Origin of the sequence: Amycolatopsis sp. lyj-23, from assembly GCF_046549135.1 — a bacterium.
GTDB lineage: Bacteria > Actinomycetota > Actinomycetes > Mycobacteriales > Pseudonocardiaceae > Amycolatopsis.
The window spans coordinates 292,919-308,407 of the sequence record NZ_JAJPWN010000003.1 but is presented as its reverse complement, the minus strand read 5'-3'; the positions used below and the strand labels follow the sequence as shown (position 1 = coordinate 308,407).

Annotated in this window: 16 protein-coding genes; 14 read left to right on the top strand and 2 right to left on the bottom strand. The window is 70.8% G+C overall.

All coding sequences use genetic code 11. The annotated features are described in order from the left end of the window. Positions 1-71: 71 nt before the first annotated feature. The 7 genes from ACLJPY_RS07550 (at position 72) to ACLJPY_RS07520 (ending at position 6,906) form a co-directional block, all read left to right on the top strand. Positions 72-1,205 carry a DegT/DnrJ/EryC1/StrS family aminotransferase gene (locus tag ACLJPY_RS07550; RefSeq protein ID WP_410587289.1) on the top strand — a complete coding sequence of 378 codons (1,134 nt, stop codon included), beginning with the start codon at positions 72-74 and terminating at the stop codon, positions 1,203-1,205. 23 nt (positions 1,206-1,228) lie between these two features. Beyond that, positions 1,229-2,158 (top strand): NAD-dependent epimerase/dehydratase family protein, encoded by a 930-nt coding sequence (locus ACLJPY_RS07545; protein ID WP_410587288.1) that lies wholly within the window; start codon positions 1,229-1,231, stop codon positions 2,156-2,158. 32 nt (positions 2,159-2,190) lie between these two features. Beyond that, positions 2,191-3,387 (top strand): glycosyltransferase family 4 protein, encoded by a 1,197-nt coding sequence (locus ACLJPY_RS07540; RefSeq protein WP_410587287.1) that lies wholly within the window; start codon positions 2,191-2,193, stop codon positions 3,385-3,387. Then, a complete protein-coding gene (locus tag ACLJPY_RS07535) occupies positions 3,374-4,000 on the top strand; it encodes an acyltransferase (RefSeq protein WP_410587286.1) in 627 nt (208 codons plus the stop codon). Before ACLJPY_RS07540 ends, ACLJPY_RS07535 begins: the two co-directional genes overlap by 14 nt. A gap of 259 nt (positions 4,001-4,259) precedes the next feature. Continuing rightward, positions 4,260-4,760, top strand: coding sequence for a SigE family RNA polymerase sigma factor (locus ACLJPY_RS07530; protein ID WP_410587285.1), 501 nt, complete (start codon positions 4,260-4,262; stop codon positions 4,758-4,760). Then, positions 4,757-5,476 carry a hypothetical protein gene (locus ACLJPY_RS07525; protein ID WP_410587284.1) on the top strand — a complete coding sequence of 240 codons (720 nt, stop codon included), beginning with the start codon at positions 4,757-4,759 and terminating at the stop codon, positions 5,474-5,476. Before ACLJPY_RS07530 ends, ACLJPY_RS07525 begins: the two co-directional genes overlap by 4 nt. 41 nt (positions 5,477-5,517) lie before the next feature. Then, positions 5,518-6,906: a M20/M25/M40 family metallo-hydrolase gene (locus ACLJPY_RS07520; RefSeq protein WP_410587283.1), complete on the top strand. Its 1,389-nt coding sequence runs from the start codon at positions 5,518-5,520 to the stop codon at positions 6,904-6,906. On the opposite strand, the gene ACLJPY_RS07515 is transcribed toward ACLJPY_RS07520, so the two are convergent. Both ACLJPY_RS07515 and ACLJPY_RS07510 read right to left on the bottom strand, forming a co-directional pair. After that, a complete protein-coding gene (locus tag ACLJPY_RS07515) occupies positions 6,903-7,859 on the bottom strand; it encodes a Gfo/Idh/MocA family protein (RefSeq protein ID WP_410587282.1) in 957 nt (318 codons plus the stop codon). The two genes, ACLJPY_RS07520 and ACLJPY_RS07515, sit on opposite strands and share 4 nt — an antisense overlap. Beyond that, positions 7,856-8,962: a DegT/DnrJ/EryC1/StrS family aminotransferase gene (locus tag ACLJPY_RS07510; RefSeq protein ID WP_410587281.1), complete on the bottom strand. Its 1,107-nt coding sequence runs from the start codon at positions 8,960-8,962 to the stop codon at positions 7,856-7,858. The genes ACLJPY_RS07515 and ACLJPY_RS07510 overlap by 4 nt, the downstream gene beginning before the upstream one ends. A gap of 149 nt (positions 8,963-9,111) precedes the next feature. Here ACLJPY_RS07510 and ACLJPY_RS07505 point away from each other — a divergent pair, with 149 nt between their 5' ends. From ACLJPY_RS07505 to ACLJPY_RS07475, 7 genes are read left to right on the top strand one after another with little or no spacing between them, the layout of a single operon-like run. After that, positions 9,112-9,831, top strand: a complete 720-nt coding sequence (locus ACLJPY_RS07505) for a UDP-N-acetylglucosamine acyltransferase (protein ID WP_410587280.1) — start codon at positions 9,112-9,114, stop codon at positions 9,829-9,831. Positions 9,832-9,842: 11 nt separating this feature from the next. After that, positions 9,843-10,088, top strand: coding sequence for an acyl carrier protein (locus ACLJPY_RS07500; protein ID WP_410562436.1), 246 nt, complete (start codon positions 9,843-9,845; stop codon positions 10,086-10,088). Then, entirely contained in the window at positions 10,081-10,809 is a 729-nt protein-coding gene (locus ACLJPY_RS07495; protein ID WP_410587279.1) for an SDR family NAD(P)-dependent oxidoreductase, read from the top strand. Before ACLJPY_RS07500 ends, ACLJPY_RS07495 begins: the two co-directional genes overlap by 8 nt. Further along, positions 10,806-12,200: an AMP-binding protein gene (locus ACLJPY_RS07490; RefSeq protein ID WP_410587278.1), complete on the top strand. Its 1,395-nt coding sequence runs from the start codon at positions 10,806-10,808 to the stop codon at positions 12,198-12,200. Before ACLJPY_RS07495 ends, ACLJPY_RS07490 begins: the two co-directional genes overlap by 4 nt. Then, a complete protein-coding gene (locus tag ACLJPY_RS07485; RefSeq protein ID WP_410587277.1) occupies positions 12,197-13,249 on the top strand; it encodes an acyl-protein synthetase in 1,053 nt (350 codons plus the stop codon). Before ACLJPY_RS07490 ends, ACLJPY_RS07485 begins: the two co-directional genes overlap by 4 nt. Further along, entirely contained in the window at positions 13,246-14,487 is a 1,242-nt protein-coding gene (locus ACLJPY_RS07480; RefSeq protein ID WP_410587276.1) for an acyl-CoA reductase, read from the top strand. The genes ACLJPY_RS07485 and ACLJPY_RS07480 overlap by 4 nt, the downstream gene beginning before the upstream one ends. An 11-nt stretch (positions 14,488-14,498) precedes the next feature. After that, positions 14,499-15,458 (top strand): lysylphosphatidylglycerol synthase transmembrane domain-containing protein, encoded by a 960-nt coding sequence (locus tag ACLJPY_RS07475; protein WP_410587275.1) that lies wholly within the window; start codon positions 14,499-14,501, stop codon positions 15,456-15,458. The last annotated feature ends 31 nt before the right edge of the window (positions 15,459-15,489 follow it).

The window sequence follows — 15,489 nt, the reverse complement described above, 5'->3', positions numbered from 1 at the left end:
CGGCGTGGTCCTGTGAATCACCTGAGCCCGCGTATATACACTTCGCCGGGTCCCCACGCAATGGGAGAGGTATGTCGTCCGAGAGCATTGCCCTAGGTCAACCCACCGTGGGCGAAGAGGAGCTCGCCGCCGTCGCCGAGGTGTTCCGGTCCGGCTGGCTGGCCGGCGCCGGCCCGGCGTGCCGCCGCTTCGAGGAGCGGTTCGCCCAGGTCACCGGCACGGCGCACGCGCTGACGACCGCGAACTGCGGCTCGGCGCTCTTCCTCGGGCTCAAGGTGCTCGGCGTGCGGCCGGGCGACGAGGTGATCGTCGGCGACTACACGTTCCCCGCCACCGGCCACGCCGTCGTGCAGGCGGGCGCGAAGCCGGTGTTCGCCGACATCCGCCCGGACGTCTTCAGCGCCGACCCGGCGCACGTCGAAGCGCTGATCACGCCGAAGACCGTCGGCATCCTCGCCGTCGACGTCGCCGGCCAGCCCGGTGACTTCGACGAGTACCGCGCGATCGCCGACGAGCACGGCCTCTGGCTCTTCGAGGACGCCGCCTGCGCCGCGGGCGCGACGTACAAGACGCGGCCGGCCGGCAGCCTCGCCGACCTGGCCGCGTTCTCCTTCCACGGCCGCAAGGGCATTACCGCGGGCGAAGGCGGCGCGCTCGTCTCCGACCGCGAGGACCTCATCGCCCGCGCCCGCAAGCTGCACACCTACGGCATCGAGCCGGCGATCAGCCGCGAAGGCTCGGACACGCTGCCCATCCCGGAGTTCCACGAGCTCGGCTACAACTTCCGGCTCTCGGACGTCCAGGCCGCGATCATGAACGTCCAGCTCGACCGCCTCCCGGACCTCCTCGCCGCCCGCCGCTCGGTCGCTAAGCGCTACCACGAGGCTTTTGCCGACGTCGATGCGCTGACCGTGCCGGTCGAGCTGCCCGACCGCGAGCACCCGTGGCAGGCGTACCTGCTCACGGTCGCGCCCGAGATCAGCCGCGACACGCTCGCCCTGCGGATCCGCTCGCGGGGCGTCCAGTGCAACTTCGGCACCTACGCCTCGCACCTGCAGCCGGTCTACGGGCCGCAGGCCCCGCTGCCCGTCTCCGCCGACGCGTTCGCGCGTCAGCTCGCCATCCCGATGCACGCCAACCTCACCGACGCCGAAGTGACCCGTGTCGCCGAGGTCGTGCGCGAAGCCGTGCAGTCCCTGTCCTGAAGCCGCCGACCGAGGAGAAATTGGTGTCCGACAAGAAGGTGCTCTTCACCGGGGGTGGCGGGTTCATCGCCGCGCACGTGATCCCGCTGCTGCTCGAGGGTGGCTACACGGTCCGGATCTTCGACAACATGACCCGCGGCGACCGCACGCGCGTCAACGAGTTCATCGCGACCGGCAAGGTCGAGCTGGTCGAGAAGGACGTCCGCTACGGCGGCGCCGTGCGCGAGGCGATGCGCGGCTGCACGCACGTCATCCACTTCGCGACGGTGTCGATCAACAAGTCGATCGCCGACCCGCACGAGTCGATCGACATCAACATGATCGGCAACCACAACGTCTTCGCCGCGGCCGCGGACGAAGGCGTCGAGCGGCTGGTGTTCGCCTCGACCGCGTCGGTCTACGGCGACCCGAAGCGGCTGCCGATGCACGAGGACGACGAGCTGCGTCCGCTCACGCCGTACTGCATCTCCAAGCGCGCCGGCGAGGACCTGCTCGGCTTCTACGAGCGCCACAAGGGCCTTTCGTGGAACGCGCTGCGGTTCTTCAACGTGTACGGCCCCGGCCAGAAGATCGAGGCGTACTACACGTCGGTGATCAACCACTTCATCCAGCGCCTGCGCGCCGGCCAGCCGCCGATCATCGACGGCCGCGGCGACCAGTCGATGGACTTCGTGCACGTGACGGACCTGGCGCACGCCGTCGTCGCGGCGCTGGAGTCGGAGAAGGCGAACCTGCCGATCAACATCGGCACCGGCATCGACACGTCGATCGCGGCACTGGCCAAGATCCTCATCGAGGCGGTCGGCGTCGACGTCGAGCCGCTGTTCAACGAGCGTGACGTGCTGGTCTCGCGGCGGGCCGCCGACATCAGCCGCGCGCGGGACGTGCTGGGCTGGGAGCCGCGGATCACCGTCGAGGACGGCATGCGGGATCTGGTCAGGGAAACCGAGTGAGCACCACCGCGGGGCCTGCCCAAGGACGTGCGATGCGCATCGCGGTGGTGAACAACTTCTTCCCGCCGCGCGTGGGCGGCAGCGCACACATGGCGGCGTCGCTGGCGGCGCAGTTCGCCGCGGCCGGGCACGAAGTACTGGCCGTCACGGCTGCGTACGCCGCCGCCCCGGCCGAGGAGGAGCGCGACGGCTACCGCGTGGTGCGGCTCCCGGCGGTGAAGATGCCGCAGGTCGGCCTGTCGATCGACTTCGACATGAGTTTCGCGTCGCTGCGGCCGGGCAACTGGCGGCGGCTGTGGAAGCTGCTGGACGAGTTCAAGCCGGACGCGATCCACCTGCACGGCCAGTTCTTCGACCTGTCGTGGCTGGCCGGGATCTGGGCGCGCCGCCACGGCGTCCCTACGCTGCTGACGATCCACACGCTGCTGATCAGCGACAACAAGCTGTACGGCGGGGTGTTCCGGCTCCTCGACGCGGTGCTCGTGCGGCCGATCCTGGCGTACCTGAAGCCGCGGTACGTCATCCTCGACAAGCTGGGCGTCGACTACTGCGTCGACCGCTACGGCACCAGCGACGCGAACTCGGAGTACTTCCCGATCGCCGTCGACACCGGGCACTTCGCGAAGCCGGTGACGAAGGACGTCCGCGCGGAGCACGGGATCGGGGACGCGCCGCTGATCGTGTCGCTGGGCCACGTCATCCCGTTGCGCAACCGGCTGCCGCTGATCGAGGCCCTGCCGTCCATTTTGGACAAGCACCCGGGTGTCCGGGTGGTCGTGGTCGGCCGTGTGTACCACGACGCGTTCCTCAAGCGGGCCGCCGAGCTCGGGGTGTCGGACGCGCTGGTCGTCACGGGCGCGGTGCCGAAGGAGGACGTCCCGGCGTACTTCGCGGCGGCGGACATCGTCACGCACGACCTCAACGGCGGCTGCGGGACGGCGTCACTGGAGGCGATGCTGTCCGGCACGGCGACGATCGCATCGGTCACCGAGGACAACTACCCCGGCATCGAGCTGCGCAACGGCGAAAACGTGCTGCTGGTGCGCCCGGACGACTCGGACGCCGTGGCGCGCACGGTGATCGAGCTGCTCGACGACCCGTCGCGGCGGGCGCTGATCGCCCAGCGCGAGAGCGAGCTGGTGCGGTCGAACTTCGGCCTCGACGTCGTGGCGGAGGACCACCTCCGCACGTTCGAGAAACTGGTGTCGGAAGCCGATGTTCTTCGATGACGAGCGCAGCCACCGGCTGCGTCCGCAGATCCTGACCGAGCTCGTCTCGCAGTACATGAACGACGCCGAGCGCGCGGCTTTTTACGGGCTGCCGCCGACGTGCCGCGTGCGTGAGCGCGTGAAGATCATCAGCCCGGAAAACCTGAAGGTGGGCGACCACTGCTGGATCGGCGAGGGCGCGGCGCTGGACGCCAGCGGCGGCCTGGAGATCGGCGAGCACACCAGCATCGGGCTCAACACGCTGATCTTCACGCATTCGAGCTGGCTGGCGAACATGACGCTGCAGAACCACTCGGGCAGCGACCTGATCGAGCGCAAGCCGGTCAAGATCGGCAAGGGCTGCTTCATCGGCGGCCTGGTGGTGATCATGGCAGGCGTGACGATCGGCGACTTCGCAACGGTCCAGCCGAACTCGGTGGTGGCCAAGGACGTCCCGCCGCGGACGCTGGTGGCGGGCAACCCGGCCCGGGTGTTCCAGCGCTACGACGAGGAGTACATCCAGTCCGAAGTGGACCGGGTACGCGCGGAAAACGCCCGGCGGCGGGCGGTCGCGGAGGAACGCGGCGGAGACGCGGCCGGCTGGGGTGCGCCCTCGGGTGATTTCTCGGAGTGAGCCGCCCGGCGGCGGCTGCTTTGGATGACGGCGGCACCGGCGCCGGACGCCGGCGCCGCCGTCGTGAAAACCGCCCGGGCCTCCCGGCGGTGAAGTCCTCCGCACGGAACCGCACGCTCCGTACGCAGGCCAATCTAGTACTCCGTGACCGAGCGCGAGATATCGGTTACACAACGTTTCGATAGCTGGACCACCGCGCCGTGCAAAGCAACCTTCCGCCGCCTCGGCCGTCGCAGGGAACGACGGAACGAGGTGACCCGTGGCGCGTGGCGACGAAGAGTTCGCGGAGTTCGTGCGCGCGTCCTCGGCCCGGCTCACCCACGCCGCCTTCCTGCTCACCGGTGACCGCCACCAGGCGGAGGACGCCGCCCAGACCGCCTTCACCCGCACCTACGCCGCCTGGTCGCGGGTGCGGCACAAGGACGCCTACGGCTACGCCCGGACCGTCCTGGTGAACCACGTCATCGACGGCTGGCGGCGGCCGATCCGCGAGTACGCCACCGAGGACCTGCCCGACCGGCACGACCACCTCGACGTCGGCAAGGCCGTCACCCAGCGCGCGTGGCTCACCGCGGTGCTCAAGACGCTCACCGACCGCGAACGCGCGGTCGTCGTGCTGCGGCACTTCTTCGACCTGCCGGAGGCCGACGTGGCCCGTGAGCTCGGCGTTTCCGTGGGTACCGTGAAGAGCACGAACTCACGGGCGCTGGCCAAGCTGCGGGTGGAAGCGGACACGCTGATCGGGAGGAGCGGGCGGTGAACGAGCTCGACGACTTCCGCGCCGCCCTCCGGCAGCCGCCCGAGGAGCCCTTCGCCGAACCCGATCTCGCCCGGATCATGGCCGACGGCGCGCGCCTGCGGCGTCGGCGCCGTCTGCTGACCGGCAGCGCCGGGATCGCCGCCGCGGCCGCCGTCGTGCTCGTCGTCGTGTTCGCCATCCAGCTGCGGCAGCCCGCGTCCGTGCCGGTCGCGCGGCCGCCGTCCCCGGCGCCCGCCGTGTCGACGACGCCGTCCCCGGCGCCCGCCGTGGACCAGGACCAGCCGGTCGGGGACGTCGTCGGCACCGGGATCCGGACCGCGGCCGGCGAGCTGGTCTTCTACGCGCGGGCCGTCGACGCGCCGGAGCTGCCCGGGGTCCGCTTCGGCCTGGTGGCCGGCCTGCGGTCCGGGACTTCGCTGCAGGCCCTGCTGGTGGCGAACGAGTTCCGCGGCTCGGACCGGTCGTTCGGCTTCCACGCCACCGACGGCGGCGAGGTGATCCGCGACCAGCTCATCCCGGTCTTCGGCTACTTCGCCGGCCCGGCGGCCCGGATCACCACGACCGTCCACGGCGCCACCGTCGAAGCCAAGCTGGCGAAGTGGAGCGCGGACCCGGGCGTGGTGTTCTTCTGGTTCGACCCCGCCGCCGTCCCGGACTCCGCCGTCCTGACGCCGCTGATCGCCTACGACGGCAAGGGCAAGCGGCTCACCGAGTAGGCGGTACCCGCCCACCCGGCGCGGGCGTAAGACGTTGGACCGTGACCTCTCGACGAGCGTTCCTCACCGCATCGGCCGCGCTCGGCGTGGTGGCCGCCGCCGTTCCAGCGGGAGCCGCCGAACTCGGCGACCGCGGGCCCGGGTTCCCCGTCCGCGCCCAGCGTCCCGACGCCGAGCTGCGCGCCCTGCTCCGCCAGGTCGACGAACGGCGGATCGAAGCGACCGTGCGGCGGCTGACCGCGTTCGGCACCCGGCACACGCTGTCCGCCCAAAACGACCCCGCCCGCGGCATCGGCGCCGCCCGTGACTGGCTGTTCGCACAGTTCCAGCGGGTCGCGGCCGCTTCCGGCGGACGGCTGAGCGTCGCGCTGCAGTCCTACGTCCAGCCGCCCGCCGACCGGATCCCGGTGCCGACGACGATCACCAACGTCGTCGCGACGCTGCACGGGTCCACCGATCCCGGCCGGGTGTACGTCGTTTCCGGGCACTACGACTCGCGCCGCAGCGACGTCATGGACTTCACCGGGGACGCGCCGGGCGCGGACGACGACGCTTCGGGCGTCGCGGTGGCCCTGGAACTGGCCCGGGTCCTCTCGACGCGGCAGCCGGCCGCGACGATCGTCTTCGCGGCCGTGGCGGGCGAGGAGCAGGGGCTGTACGGCTCGCGGTTCATGGCGCAGCAGTTCAAGGCGGCCGGCACCGACGTCCAGGCGATGTTCACCGACGACATCGTCGGCTCCAGCCGCGCCGACGACGGCACGCGCGACCCCTTCACGATCCGCCTGTTCGCCGAAGGCGTCCCGACGGCGGAAACCCCGGCCGAGGCGAACCTGCGCCGCAGCATCGGCGGCGAAAACGACTCCCCGCCGCGGCAGCTGGCGCGGTTCGTCAAATCCGTGGCGGAAAACGACGCGACCGGCATGACGGTCCGGGTGATCTACCGCCGCGACCGCTACCTGCGCGGCGGCGACCACATCGGCTTCCTGGAGCAGGGCTACCCGGCGGCGCGGTTCACCGAGCCGAACGAGGACTTCGCGCACCAGCACCAGGACGTCCGGGTCGAGAACGGCGTCCAGTACGGCGACCTGCCGCAGTTCTGCGACTTCCCGTTCATCGCGCGCGTCGCCCGGGTGAACGGCGCCGCGCTGTGGTCGCTCGCCACCGCACCGGGCACGCCGAAGGGCGTCAAAATCCGCACGGCGGCGCTGACGAACGACTCCGAACTGCTCTGGACCGCCACGCCGGGCGCGACGAGCTACGAGGTCGTCTGGCGCGAGACGACGGCCCCGGACTGGACGCACGCCATCGACGTCGGCCCCGCGCTGACGGCGAAGATCGACCTGTCCAAGGACAACGTCTTCTTCGGCGTCCGCGCGGTGGGCGCCGGAGGCCGCCGGAGCCCGGCCGCGTTCCCGGTGCCGGTGAGCTAGGCGGCGGCCTGGGTCAGGACCTGCTCGACGACGTGGTGCGACGGCAGGATCAGGTCGCGCTCGGTGTCGGCGTCGATCTTGCCTTCGAGCAGGTCGCAGAACCGGTCCAGCTGGGTCGCCAGCGGCTCGCGGGCCGTGACGAGCTCCGGGATCTCGATGACCGTCTGCTGCCGGTAGCCGAGGCCGTCCGGGGTGACGGAGTCGTGCGAGACGTGCCGGTAGATCGTGACGTCCCGGCGCAGCAGGTCGATCTCGATCAGCCGGTCGAGCTCCGACACCATCAGCGACCGGACCTTCCGCTGCCCCAGCCGCGAGGCCGAAACGGTGGCCAGGCCGGTCTCGAACGACAGGACCGTCTCGATGGTGTCCTCGGCGCCCTCGACGGACGACGGGTGGAAGTAGCCCGCGCCGGACGCCACGCGCGACGGCGTCGCGCCGCCGAAGAACTGGATCGCCAGGTCGACGTCGTGCACCAGCAGGTCCCACGCCACGCCGGTCTTGATGCGCGGCGCGTACGGGCCGTGGCGGCGGGCCATCAGGTGGATCGGCTCCTGCACCAGCGCCCGCGCGGTCATCACCGCCGGGTTGTAGCGCTCCAGCAGCCCGCACATCAGCGGGATGTCGTTCTTCGCCGACAGCGAGACGATTTCCTGCGACTTCTCGAAGCTGTTGCAGACCGGCTTCTCGACCAGCATCGGCTTGCCCTGGCGGAAGATCTCCTGCGCCAGGTCGTAGTGCACCTCGGTGGCCGAGGCGAGCACCACGGCGTCCACATCGGACAGTTCGCCGATCTCCGGCGTCCACTGCGTTTCGTACCGCTCGGCGACCGCCTTGCCCGCTTCCTCGCGCGGATCGATCACGCGGACCAGGTCGACGCGCTCGTTGCCGGCGAGCACGCGGGCGTGGAGGGAACCCATGTTCCCGGTACCGACAAGAGCGATCCGATGCGTCATGCGCCCAGTACCTCGCGAACGGTTTCGATGATGGTGTCCAGGTCGGACTCGGACAGGTGCGGGTGCACCGGCAGCGACAGCGCCTGCTCCGAAACGGCGCGGGCCACCGGGAAGTCTTCGACGCGGGCGCCCGGGATCAGGTCGTGACCCGCGTAGCAGTCGTAGTCGAAGACGATCTTGGGGTAGTAGATGCCGTTGCCGATGCCGCGCTCGGTGAGCGCCGCGGCGAGCTCGTCGCGCGAGAGGAACGCGTGCGGGCCGACCAGCACGGTGTACTGGTGCCACACGTGCTCGCGGCCCGGCAGCACCTTCGGCACCTCGAGGCCCGGCGTGCCGGCGAGGCCCTCCGACAGCCGCTTCGCGTTGGCCTGGCGGGCGGCGGTCAGCTGGTCGAGCTTGGCCAGCTGCGGGATGCCGACGGCGGCGTGCAGGTCGGTCATCCGGTAGTTGTGGCCGGCGACCTCGTACTGGTAGCGGGCGCGCATGCCCTGGTTGCGCAGCACGCGCAGCCTGTCGGCCAGCGCGTCGTCGTCGGTGGTGATGACGCCGCCCTCGGCGGTGGTGATGTTCTTCGTCGCGTACAGCGAGAAGCAGCCGATGCCGAACGAACCGGCCGGCTTGCCCTCGAAGGAGGCGCCGACGGCCTGCGCCGAGTCCTCGATCACCTGCAGGCCGCGCTCGGCGGCCAGCGGGGCGAGCTTGCCCATGTCCGCGGTCTGGCCGTAGAGGTGCACCGGCATGAGCACCTTCGTGCGGTCGGTCACCGCGGCCGTCACGGCGTCGGGGTCGATCGCGAAGTCGTCGCGCCGGATGTCGGCGAAGCGGACGGTGGCGCCGGCCTCGAGGATCGCGTTCAGCGTGGCGACGAAGGTGAACGGCGAGGTGACGACCTCGTCGCCCGGCTGCAGGTCGAGCACCTGGAGGGCGGCGACCAGCGCCGTGGTCCCGTTGTTGACGGCGATCGCGTGCTTCGTCCCGGAGACCGCCGCGAAGGCGTCTTCGAAGCGCTTGACCATCGGTCCCTGTGCGATGGCGCCGGAGCGCAGCACCTCGACGACGAGGTCCTCCGCGTCGCGGACGTCGACCACAGTGATGGGGATCATGGGCAGTCTCTCTCGGCAGGCGATTTCGGTGCGTCCGGTACAGTGAGCCGCCGGTTCTGCGCCCGGCCGCCCTGCAGCAACGCGGGCCACACGTTACCGGGCGCGGCCGCGCGCCCAGTACCCAGCCGCCGACGAACGGACGACCACCCGTGGCCAACCGCATCCACCCGACCGCCGTCATCGGCGAAGGCGTCGAGCTCGGCGAGGACAACGTCATCGGGCCGTTCGCGGTGATCGCCGGGCCGACCCGGATCGGCGACGGCAACTGGATCGGCCCGCACGTGACGATCGGCACGCCCGGCGAGGACCGCAGCCGCCCGCACCCCGCGGCCTGGGAAGACGCCCCGGCCGGTGACCCCGATCACGACGGCCACGGGGTCGTCATCGGCAGCCGGAACCGGATCCGCGAGTACGTGAGTGTCCACCAAGGGACCTGGCGGACAACGACGGTCGGCAGCGACGGCTACTACCTCCGCAACTCCCACATCGCGCACGACTGCCTGGTCGGCGACGGCGTCACGATCGCCTCGAACGCGGTCACGGGTGGCCACTGCCACATCTGGGACGGCGCGAACCTCGGCATGGGCGCGATCCTGCACCAGAAGGTCGTCATCGGCCCCGGCGCGATGATCGGGATGGGCTCGGCGGTGCGGCGCGAGATCGGCGCGTTCACCATCGCCGTCGGCAACCCGGCCCGCGTCACCGGCGTCAACGTGGTGGGGCTGTCCCGCCGCGGTCTCGACGAGGAGACGATCGAGGCCCTCGGGCCGTGGCTGAAGGGCAAGGAAGGTCTCCCGGACGTCACGCTGCCGGGTGACCTCTCTACCTTGGTAAAGGCGTGGGACGCCCGCCCGCGCGAAGAGCACTAGGAGTCGTGATCATGGCGGATGTCGCCCCCAAGCTGCGCGAGGTCTTCGTCGAGGCGCTGGACCTCGACGCTTCCGTGGACGTCGAGAACCTGAAGTACCGCGACATCGAGGCGTGGGACTCGGTCGGCCACATGGCGCTGGTCGCGGCCATCGAGGACGAGTTCGACGTCGAGTTCGACACCGACCAGGTCATCGACATGTCGAGCTTCAAGGTCGCCGTGGACATGGTCACCGAGCTCCAGTCGAAGAATGACTGATCTGTCCGGTCGCATCGCGCTCGTCACCGGCGGGACGCGGGGGATCGGCCTGGCCACCGCGCGCGCTCTGGCCGAGGCGGGCGCGACGGTGGTGCTCACCGGCCGTGACGAGGCCCGCGCCAAGGAGGCCGCCGCCTCCGTGGGTGCCTCCGGGCTGGCGCTGGACGTCACCGACGCGAAAGCGGTGTCTTCGCTGGTCAGAAGTGTCGCGAAGGAGCACGGGAAGCTCGACATCGTGGTCGCGAACGCCGGGATCATGGAGGACGCGCTCCTCGGCATGATCAAGGAAGAGCTCGTCGACACGACGCTGAGCACGAACGTCGCCGGCACGCTGCACACCGTCCAGGCCGCGGCCCGGGCGATGATGCGCAAGAAGTCCGGCGCGATCGTCGTGCTCGCCTCGATCGTCGGCGAGTACGGAAGCGCTGGTCAGACCGTGTACGCGGCCTCGAAGGCGGCGGTGGCGAACATCGCGCGGTCGGCGGCGAAGGAGCTCGGCCGGTCCGGCATCCGGGTCAACGCGGTCGCGCCGGGCGTGATCGAGACCGACCTCACCGCGGGCCTGAGCGAGGACGCGAAGGCGGAGAACTCGAGCCGGACGCCGCTCGGGCGGCTCGGCCGGCCGGAAGAAGTTGCGAACGCGATCCGGTTCCTGGTGAGCGACGAAGCGTCGTTCATCACCGGCCAGGTGCTGGGGATCGACGGAGGCTTGGTGCTGTGACGCTGTTGGGTGCGGGAGCCCGGCTGGTCGATGTGGCCGGGGGTCGCACGCTGGCGGGCGCGGAACTGTCGGCCGAGGTCGGCCGCGCGGTGGCGGAGCTGAGCGCGCTGCCCTCCGGCGTCGTGTTCGCGCGGATGTCGGTCGACCTGGACAGCGTGCTGACCTACCTGGGCGCCTTCGAGTCCGGGCGGGCGATCGCGCTGATCGACCCGGCGCTGGACGCGGACGTGCTGGCCGGGCTGGTCTCGCGCTTCCGCCCGGCGGCCGTGCTGTCGGCTTCGGGCGACGCGCCCGACGGGTACTCGGGGCGGGGCGCCGACTGGATCCGTGACTCCGCCGACGGCGTCCAGCCGCACCCCGACCTCGCCGTCCTGCTCCCGACCAGCGGCTCGACCGGCAACCCCAAGCTCGTCCGGCTCAGCAGGCAGGGTCTGCTGGCCAACGCCGAGGCCATCGCGCAGGTGCTGCGCATCGACGCCGGCGAGGTCGCGCCGACCTGCCTGCCGCTGCACTACAGCTACGGCCTGTCGGTGCTGAACTCGCACCTGGTGCGGGACGCGACCGTCGTGATCGAGCCGTCCGGCGTGCTCGGCCGCGGTTTCTGGGACGCGGTGAACACCTACGGCGTCACGTCGCTTTCGGGTGTCCCGTACCACTACGAAATGCTGCGGCGGCTCAAGTTCGACCCCGCGAAGTACCCGACGCTGCGCACGCTGACGCAGGCCGGCGGGAAGCTGCGCGACGAGCTGGTCGCCGAGTTCAACGAGAAGATGCTCGCCGTCGGCGGCCGGATGTACGTCATGTACGGCCAGACCGAGGCGTCGCCGCGGATGACGACGGTGCCCGCCGAAAAGCTGGCCGAAAAGCTCGGTTCCGCCGGGCCGGCGCTGCCGGGCGGCAAGTTCTCGGTCCGCCGCGACGACGGCTCGGAGACCACGCACCCGAAAATTGTCGGTGAGGTCGTCTACCGTGGGCCCAACGTGATGATGGGCTACGCGGACGACGACTCCGGACTGGCCAAGGGCGACGAATACGGCGGCGTGCTGGCCACCGGTGACCTGGGGTACCTCGACGAAGAGGGCTACCTGTTCATCACCGGCCGGCTCAAGCGCATCGGCAAGGTGTTCGGCAACCGGGTGAGCCTCGACGACCTCGAGCAGGCGGTGCGCACGGCGGCGGTGGGGATCGACGTGGTGGCCGCGGTGGCCGCCGACGACAAGGTGGTGCTGTTCGCCGAAGGGGCGGACTCCGGCATCTGCAGGGACGCCTCGCGGGCGCTGGCCGAGCGGCTGCACCTGCACGCCAGCGGGTTCGACGTCCGCCCGATCGAAACCGTGCCGCTGCTGGCCAGCGGCAAGATCGACTACCGGACCTTGGAGGGGCGGGTATGAGTGTTTTTACGCGGTCGCAGGCCGACCGGGAAGCCTTGCTGCTGCCCGAGCTCGCCGACCTGACGGCCCACCACCGGGCGAACTCCGAAGGCTACGAACGGATCCTGTCGTCGCTCGGCATCGCGCCGGATGCTGCTTTCGGCTCGATCGCCGAGCTGCCCTGGCTGCCGGTGCGCATGTTCAAGACGCACGACCTCAAGTCGGTCCCGGACAGCGAGGTCTTCAAGACGCTGACGTCGTCGGGCACCACCGGCGCCGGCGCGTCCCGGATCTACCTGGACAAGGAGGCGGCGGGCGCGCAGACCAAGCAGCTCGGCGCCACGCTGCAGGAGGTCCTCGGCGGCGAGCGGCTGCCGATGCTGATGGTCGACACGATCGGCATCATCAAGAACCGCCGCTCGTTCTCCGCGCGCGGTGCGGGCGTGCTGGGCATGGCGAACTTCGGCCGCAAGCACACGTACGTGCTCGACGAGAACGACCAGCCGGACGTCGAAGCGGTCAAGAAGTTCCTGGCCGAGTACGGCGACAGGCCCTTCCTGATCTTCGGCTTCACCTTCATGGTGTGGCTCTACCTCTACGAGGTCGCGCGGGACCACGGGCTCGACCTGTCGAACGGCATCCTGATCCACTCCGGTGGCTGGAAGAAGCTGATCGACCGCGCGGTGGACAACACCGAGTTCCGCAGGCGCTTCAAAGAGGACACCGGGCTCACCCGGATCCACAACTACTACGGGATGATCGAGCAGATCGGCACGGTGTTCCTCGAAGGACCGTCCGGGAACTCGCTGTACTGCCCGGACTTCGCCGACGTCGTGATCCGGGACCCGGAGACGTGGGAAGAGCAGCCGGTCGGGAAGCCGGGCGTGATCGAGGTCGTCTCTACGCTGCCGCGGTCGTACCCGGGGCACGTGCTGCTCACCGAGGACCTCGGGGTCTACAACGGCATCGACGACGGCGACTGGCCCGGCAAGCACTTCTCCGTGCTGGGCCGGCTGCCCAAGGCCGAGGCCCGCGGCTGCTCGGACACGTTCTCGGGAGCGGCGGCATGAGTCTCACCCAGCGTTTTCCCGCGGCGGACCCGATCGACGTCGGTGCCCTGGTGGACCAGTTGCGCGCCGAGCCGCCGGGTGGCCGGTTGCGCGTGGGCGACCCGCGGATCGTCGAGTTCGTCACGAAGTTCGCCCGCAAGCTGCTGGCCCCGGCCACCGCGCGCCGGTTCCCGGAGCTGGCGTCGCTCGGCTTCTTCCTGCGCAAGGGCGAAATCGCCAAGGCGCTGTCCACACTGGACACCACGGGCAACGCCCTGCGGTTCCCGCGCGGGCTGGTGTTCCACGTGCCGCCGGCGAACGTCGACACGATCTTCGTCTACTCGTGGGCGCTCTCGGCGCTGGCGGGCAACCACAACGTCGTGCGGGTCTCGTCGCGCTCGGCCGGGGCCGCCGAGGCGGTGCTGGAAGCGCTGAACGCGGCTCTGTCCGACGTGGACGCCGACACGGCCGCGGCCATCACGGCCACGCAGCGGATGGTCACCTACGACCGCAGCGACGAGGTGAGCGGCGCCCTGTCCCTGGCCGCCGACCTGCGGGTCATCTGGGGCGGCGACGGCTCGGTCGCGGCCCTGCGCAAGTACCCGCTCGCCCCGCACGCGCGTGACCTGACGTTCCCGGACCGCTCGTCCTTCGCCGTCGCCTCGGTGGCGGGCTGGCAGCGGGCCACCGACGCCGAGCGGCGCGCGGCCGCCGAGGGCTTCTACAACGACTCGTACTGGTTCGACCAGGCCGCCTGCTCGTCCCCGCGCGCGGTGTTCTGGGTCGGCGACGAGTCCGGTGCCCGGGCCGCGGGGAGCGAGTTCCGCGCGCTGCTGGCGGCGGTGCTGGAGACGAAACAGCACGTCACCGAGCCCGCGATGGCGGTCCAGAAGCGCGTCTCGGCGTACGGCGCGGCGGTCGACGGGCTGGTCAAGGAGATCGCGTTCCAGGGCAACGGCCTGGCCACGCTCGAGCTGGCCGACCCGGCGGTGCTGCCGCGCGAGTGGCTCGGCGCGGGCACCTTCGCGAACGCGCGGGTGTCCTCGTTGTCCGACCTGGTGCCGATCGTGCTCCGGAAGGACCAGACGGTCAGCCAGTTCGGCTTCACCGCCGAAGAGCTGACGGCGTTCGCGCACGAGCTCGCGGGCCGGGGCGTCGACCGGATCGTGCCGTTCGGCTCCGCCCTGACCTTCTCCGCGGTCTGGGACGGCTACGATCTGCTCTCCGAGTTCAGCCGCCTGGTCACGGTGCAGGTCTGAGGAGAGCGTCGATGACGACCGTTGAGGACCCGCCGGCGCCCGGCAAACAGCCGAAGTCGACCCGGGCGAAGGTCCTCGACGTCGTCCGCTGGGTGGCGATCCTGCTGGTCATCGGCTTCGCGGCCAAGCAGCTGGCGGCCAACTGGGGCGAGTTCTGGCACACCCTGAGCGACGTCGCCTGGGAGTCGTCGCTGCTCAGCCTGGTCGCGCTGGTCGCGGCCATCCTCGTGTCGACCTGGGGCTGGCAGGTGATGGTCGACGACCTCGGCGAGCCGATCGGCTACGCCCGGGGCGCCCAGATCTGCCTGGTCGGCTCGCTCGGCAAGTACGTGCCGGGCTCGGTCTGGGCGTACCTGCTGCAGATGGAGCTGGGCCGCAAAGCGGGCTTGGCCCGCGCCCGCATCTTCACCGGCTCGCTGATCCAGCTCGGCGTGGGCGTGGTCTCGGCACTGGTGGTGTCGCTGCTGGCGGCGCCGGCGGTGTTCAGCAACAGCCCGCGCGCGCTGTGGCTGTTCGTGCTCATCCCGCTCGGCCTGGCCATGCTGCACCCGAAGATCCTCACCTGGGGCACCTCGCTGGTCCTGCGGATCCTCCGCCGCCCGCCGCTGGCCCACCCGCTGGGCTGGGCGGTGATCGGCAAGGTCTTCGGCGCCTCGACGGCGGCGTGGTGCCTGCAGGGCGTCCACCTGTGGCTGCTGGCCAACTCGGTGGGCACGCCGGGCCTCGGCGGCTTCGTGCTGTGCGTGGGCGCGATGGCCGTGGCGATGACCGTCGGCACGTTCGCGTTCATCCTCCCGAGCGGGGTCGGCGTCCGCGAGGTCGCCCAGGTCGCGGTCCTGACGGCCAGCGGCCTGACGGTCGGCCAGGCCACGGCGTTCGCGGTGGCCTCGCGCGTGATGTTCACGGTGGCCGACCTCCTGACGGCGGGGTTCGCGGCCGTCGTGGCCCGCTCGGCCGCCGGTCGCGCCTGAGCGGAGTTGTCCCCCGGTTGTCCACAGGCCT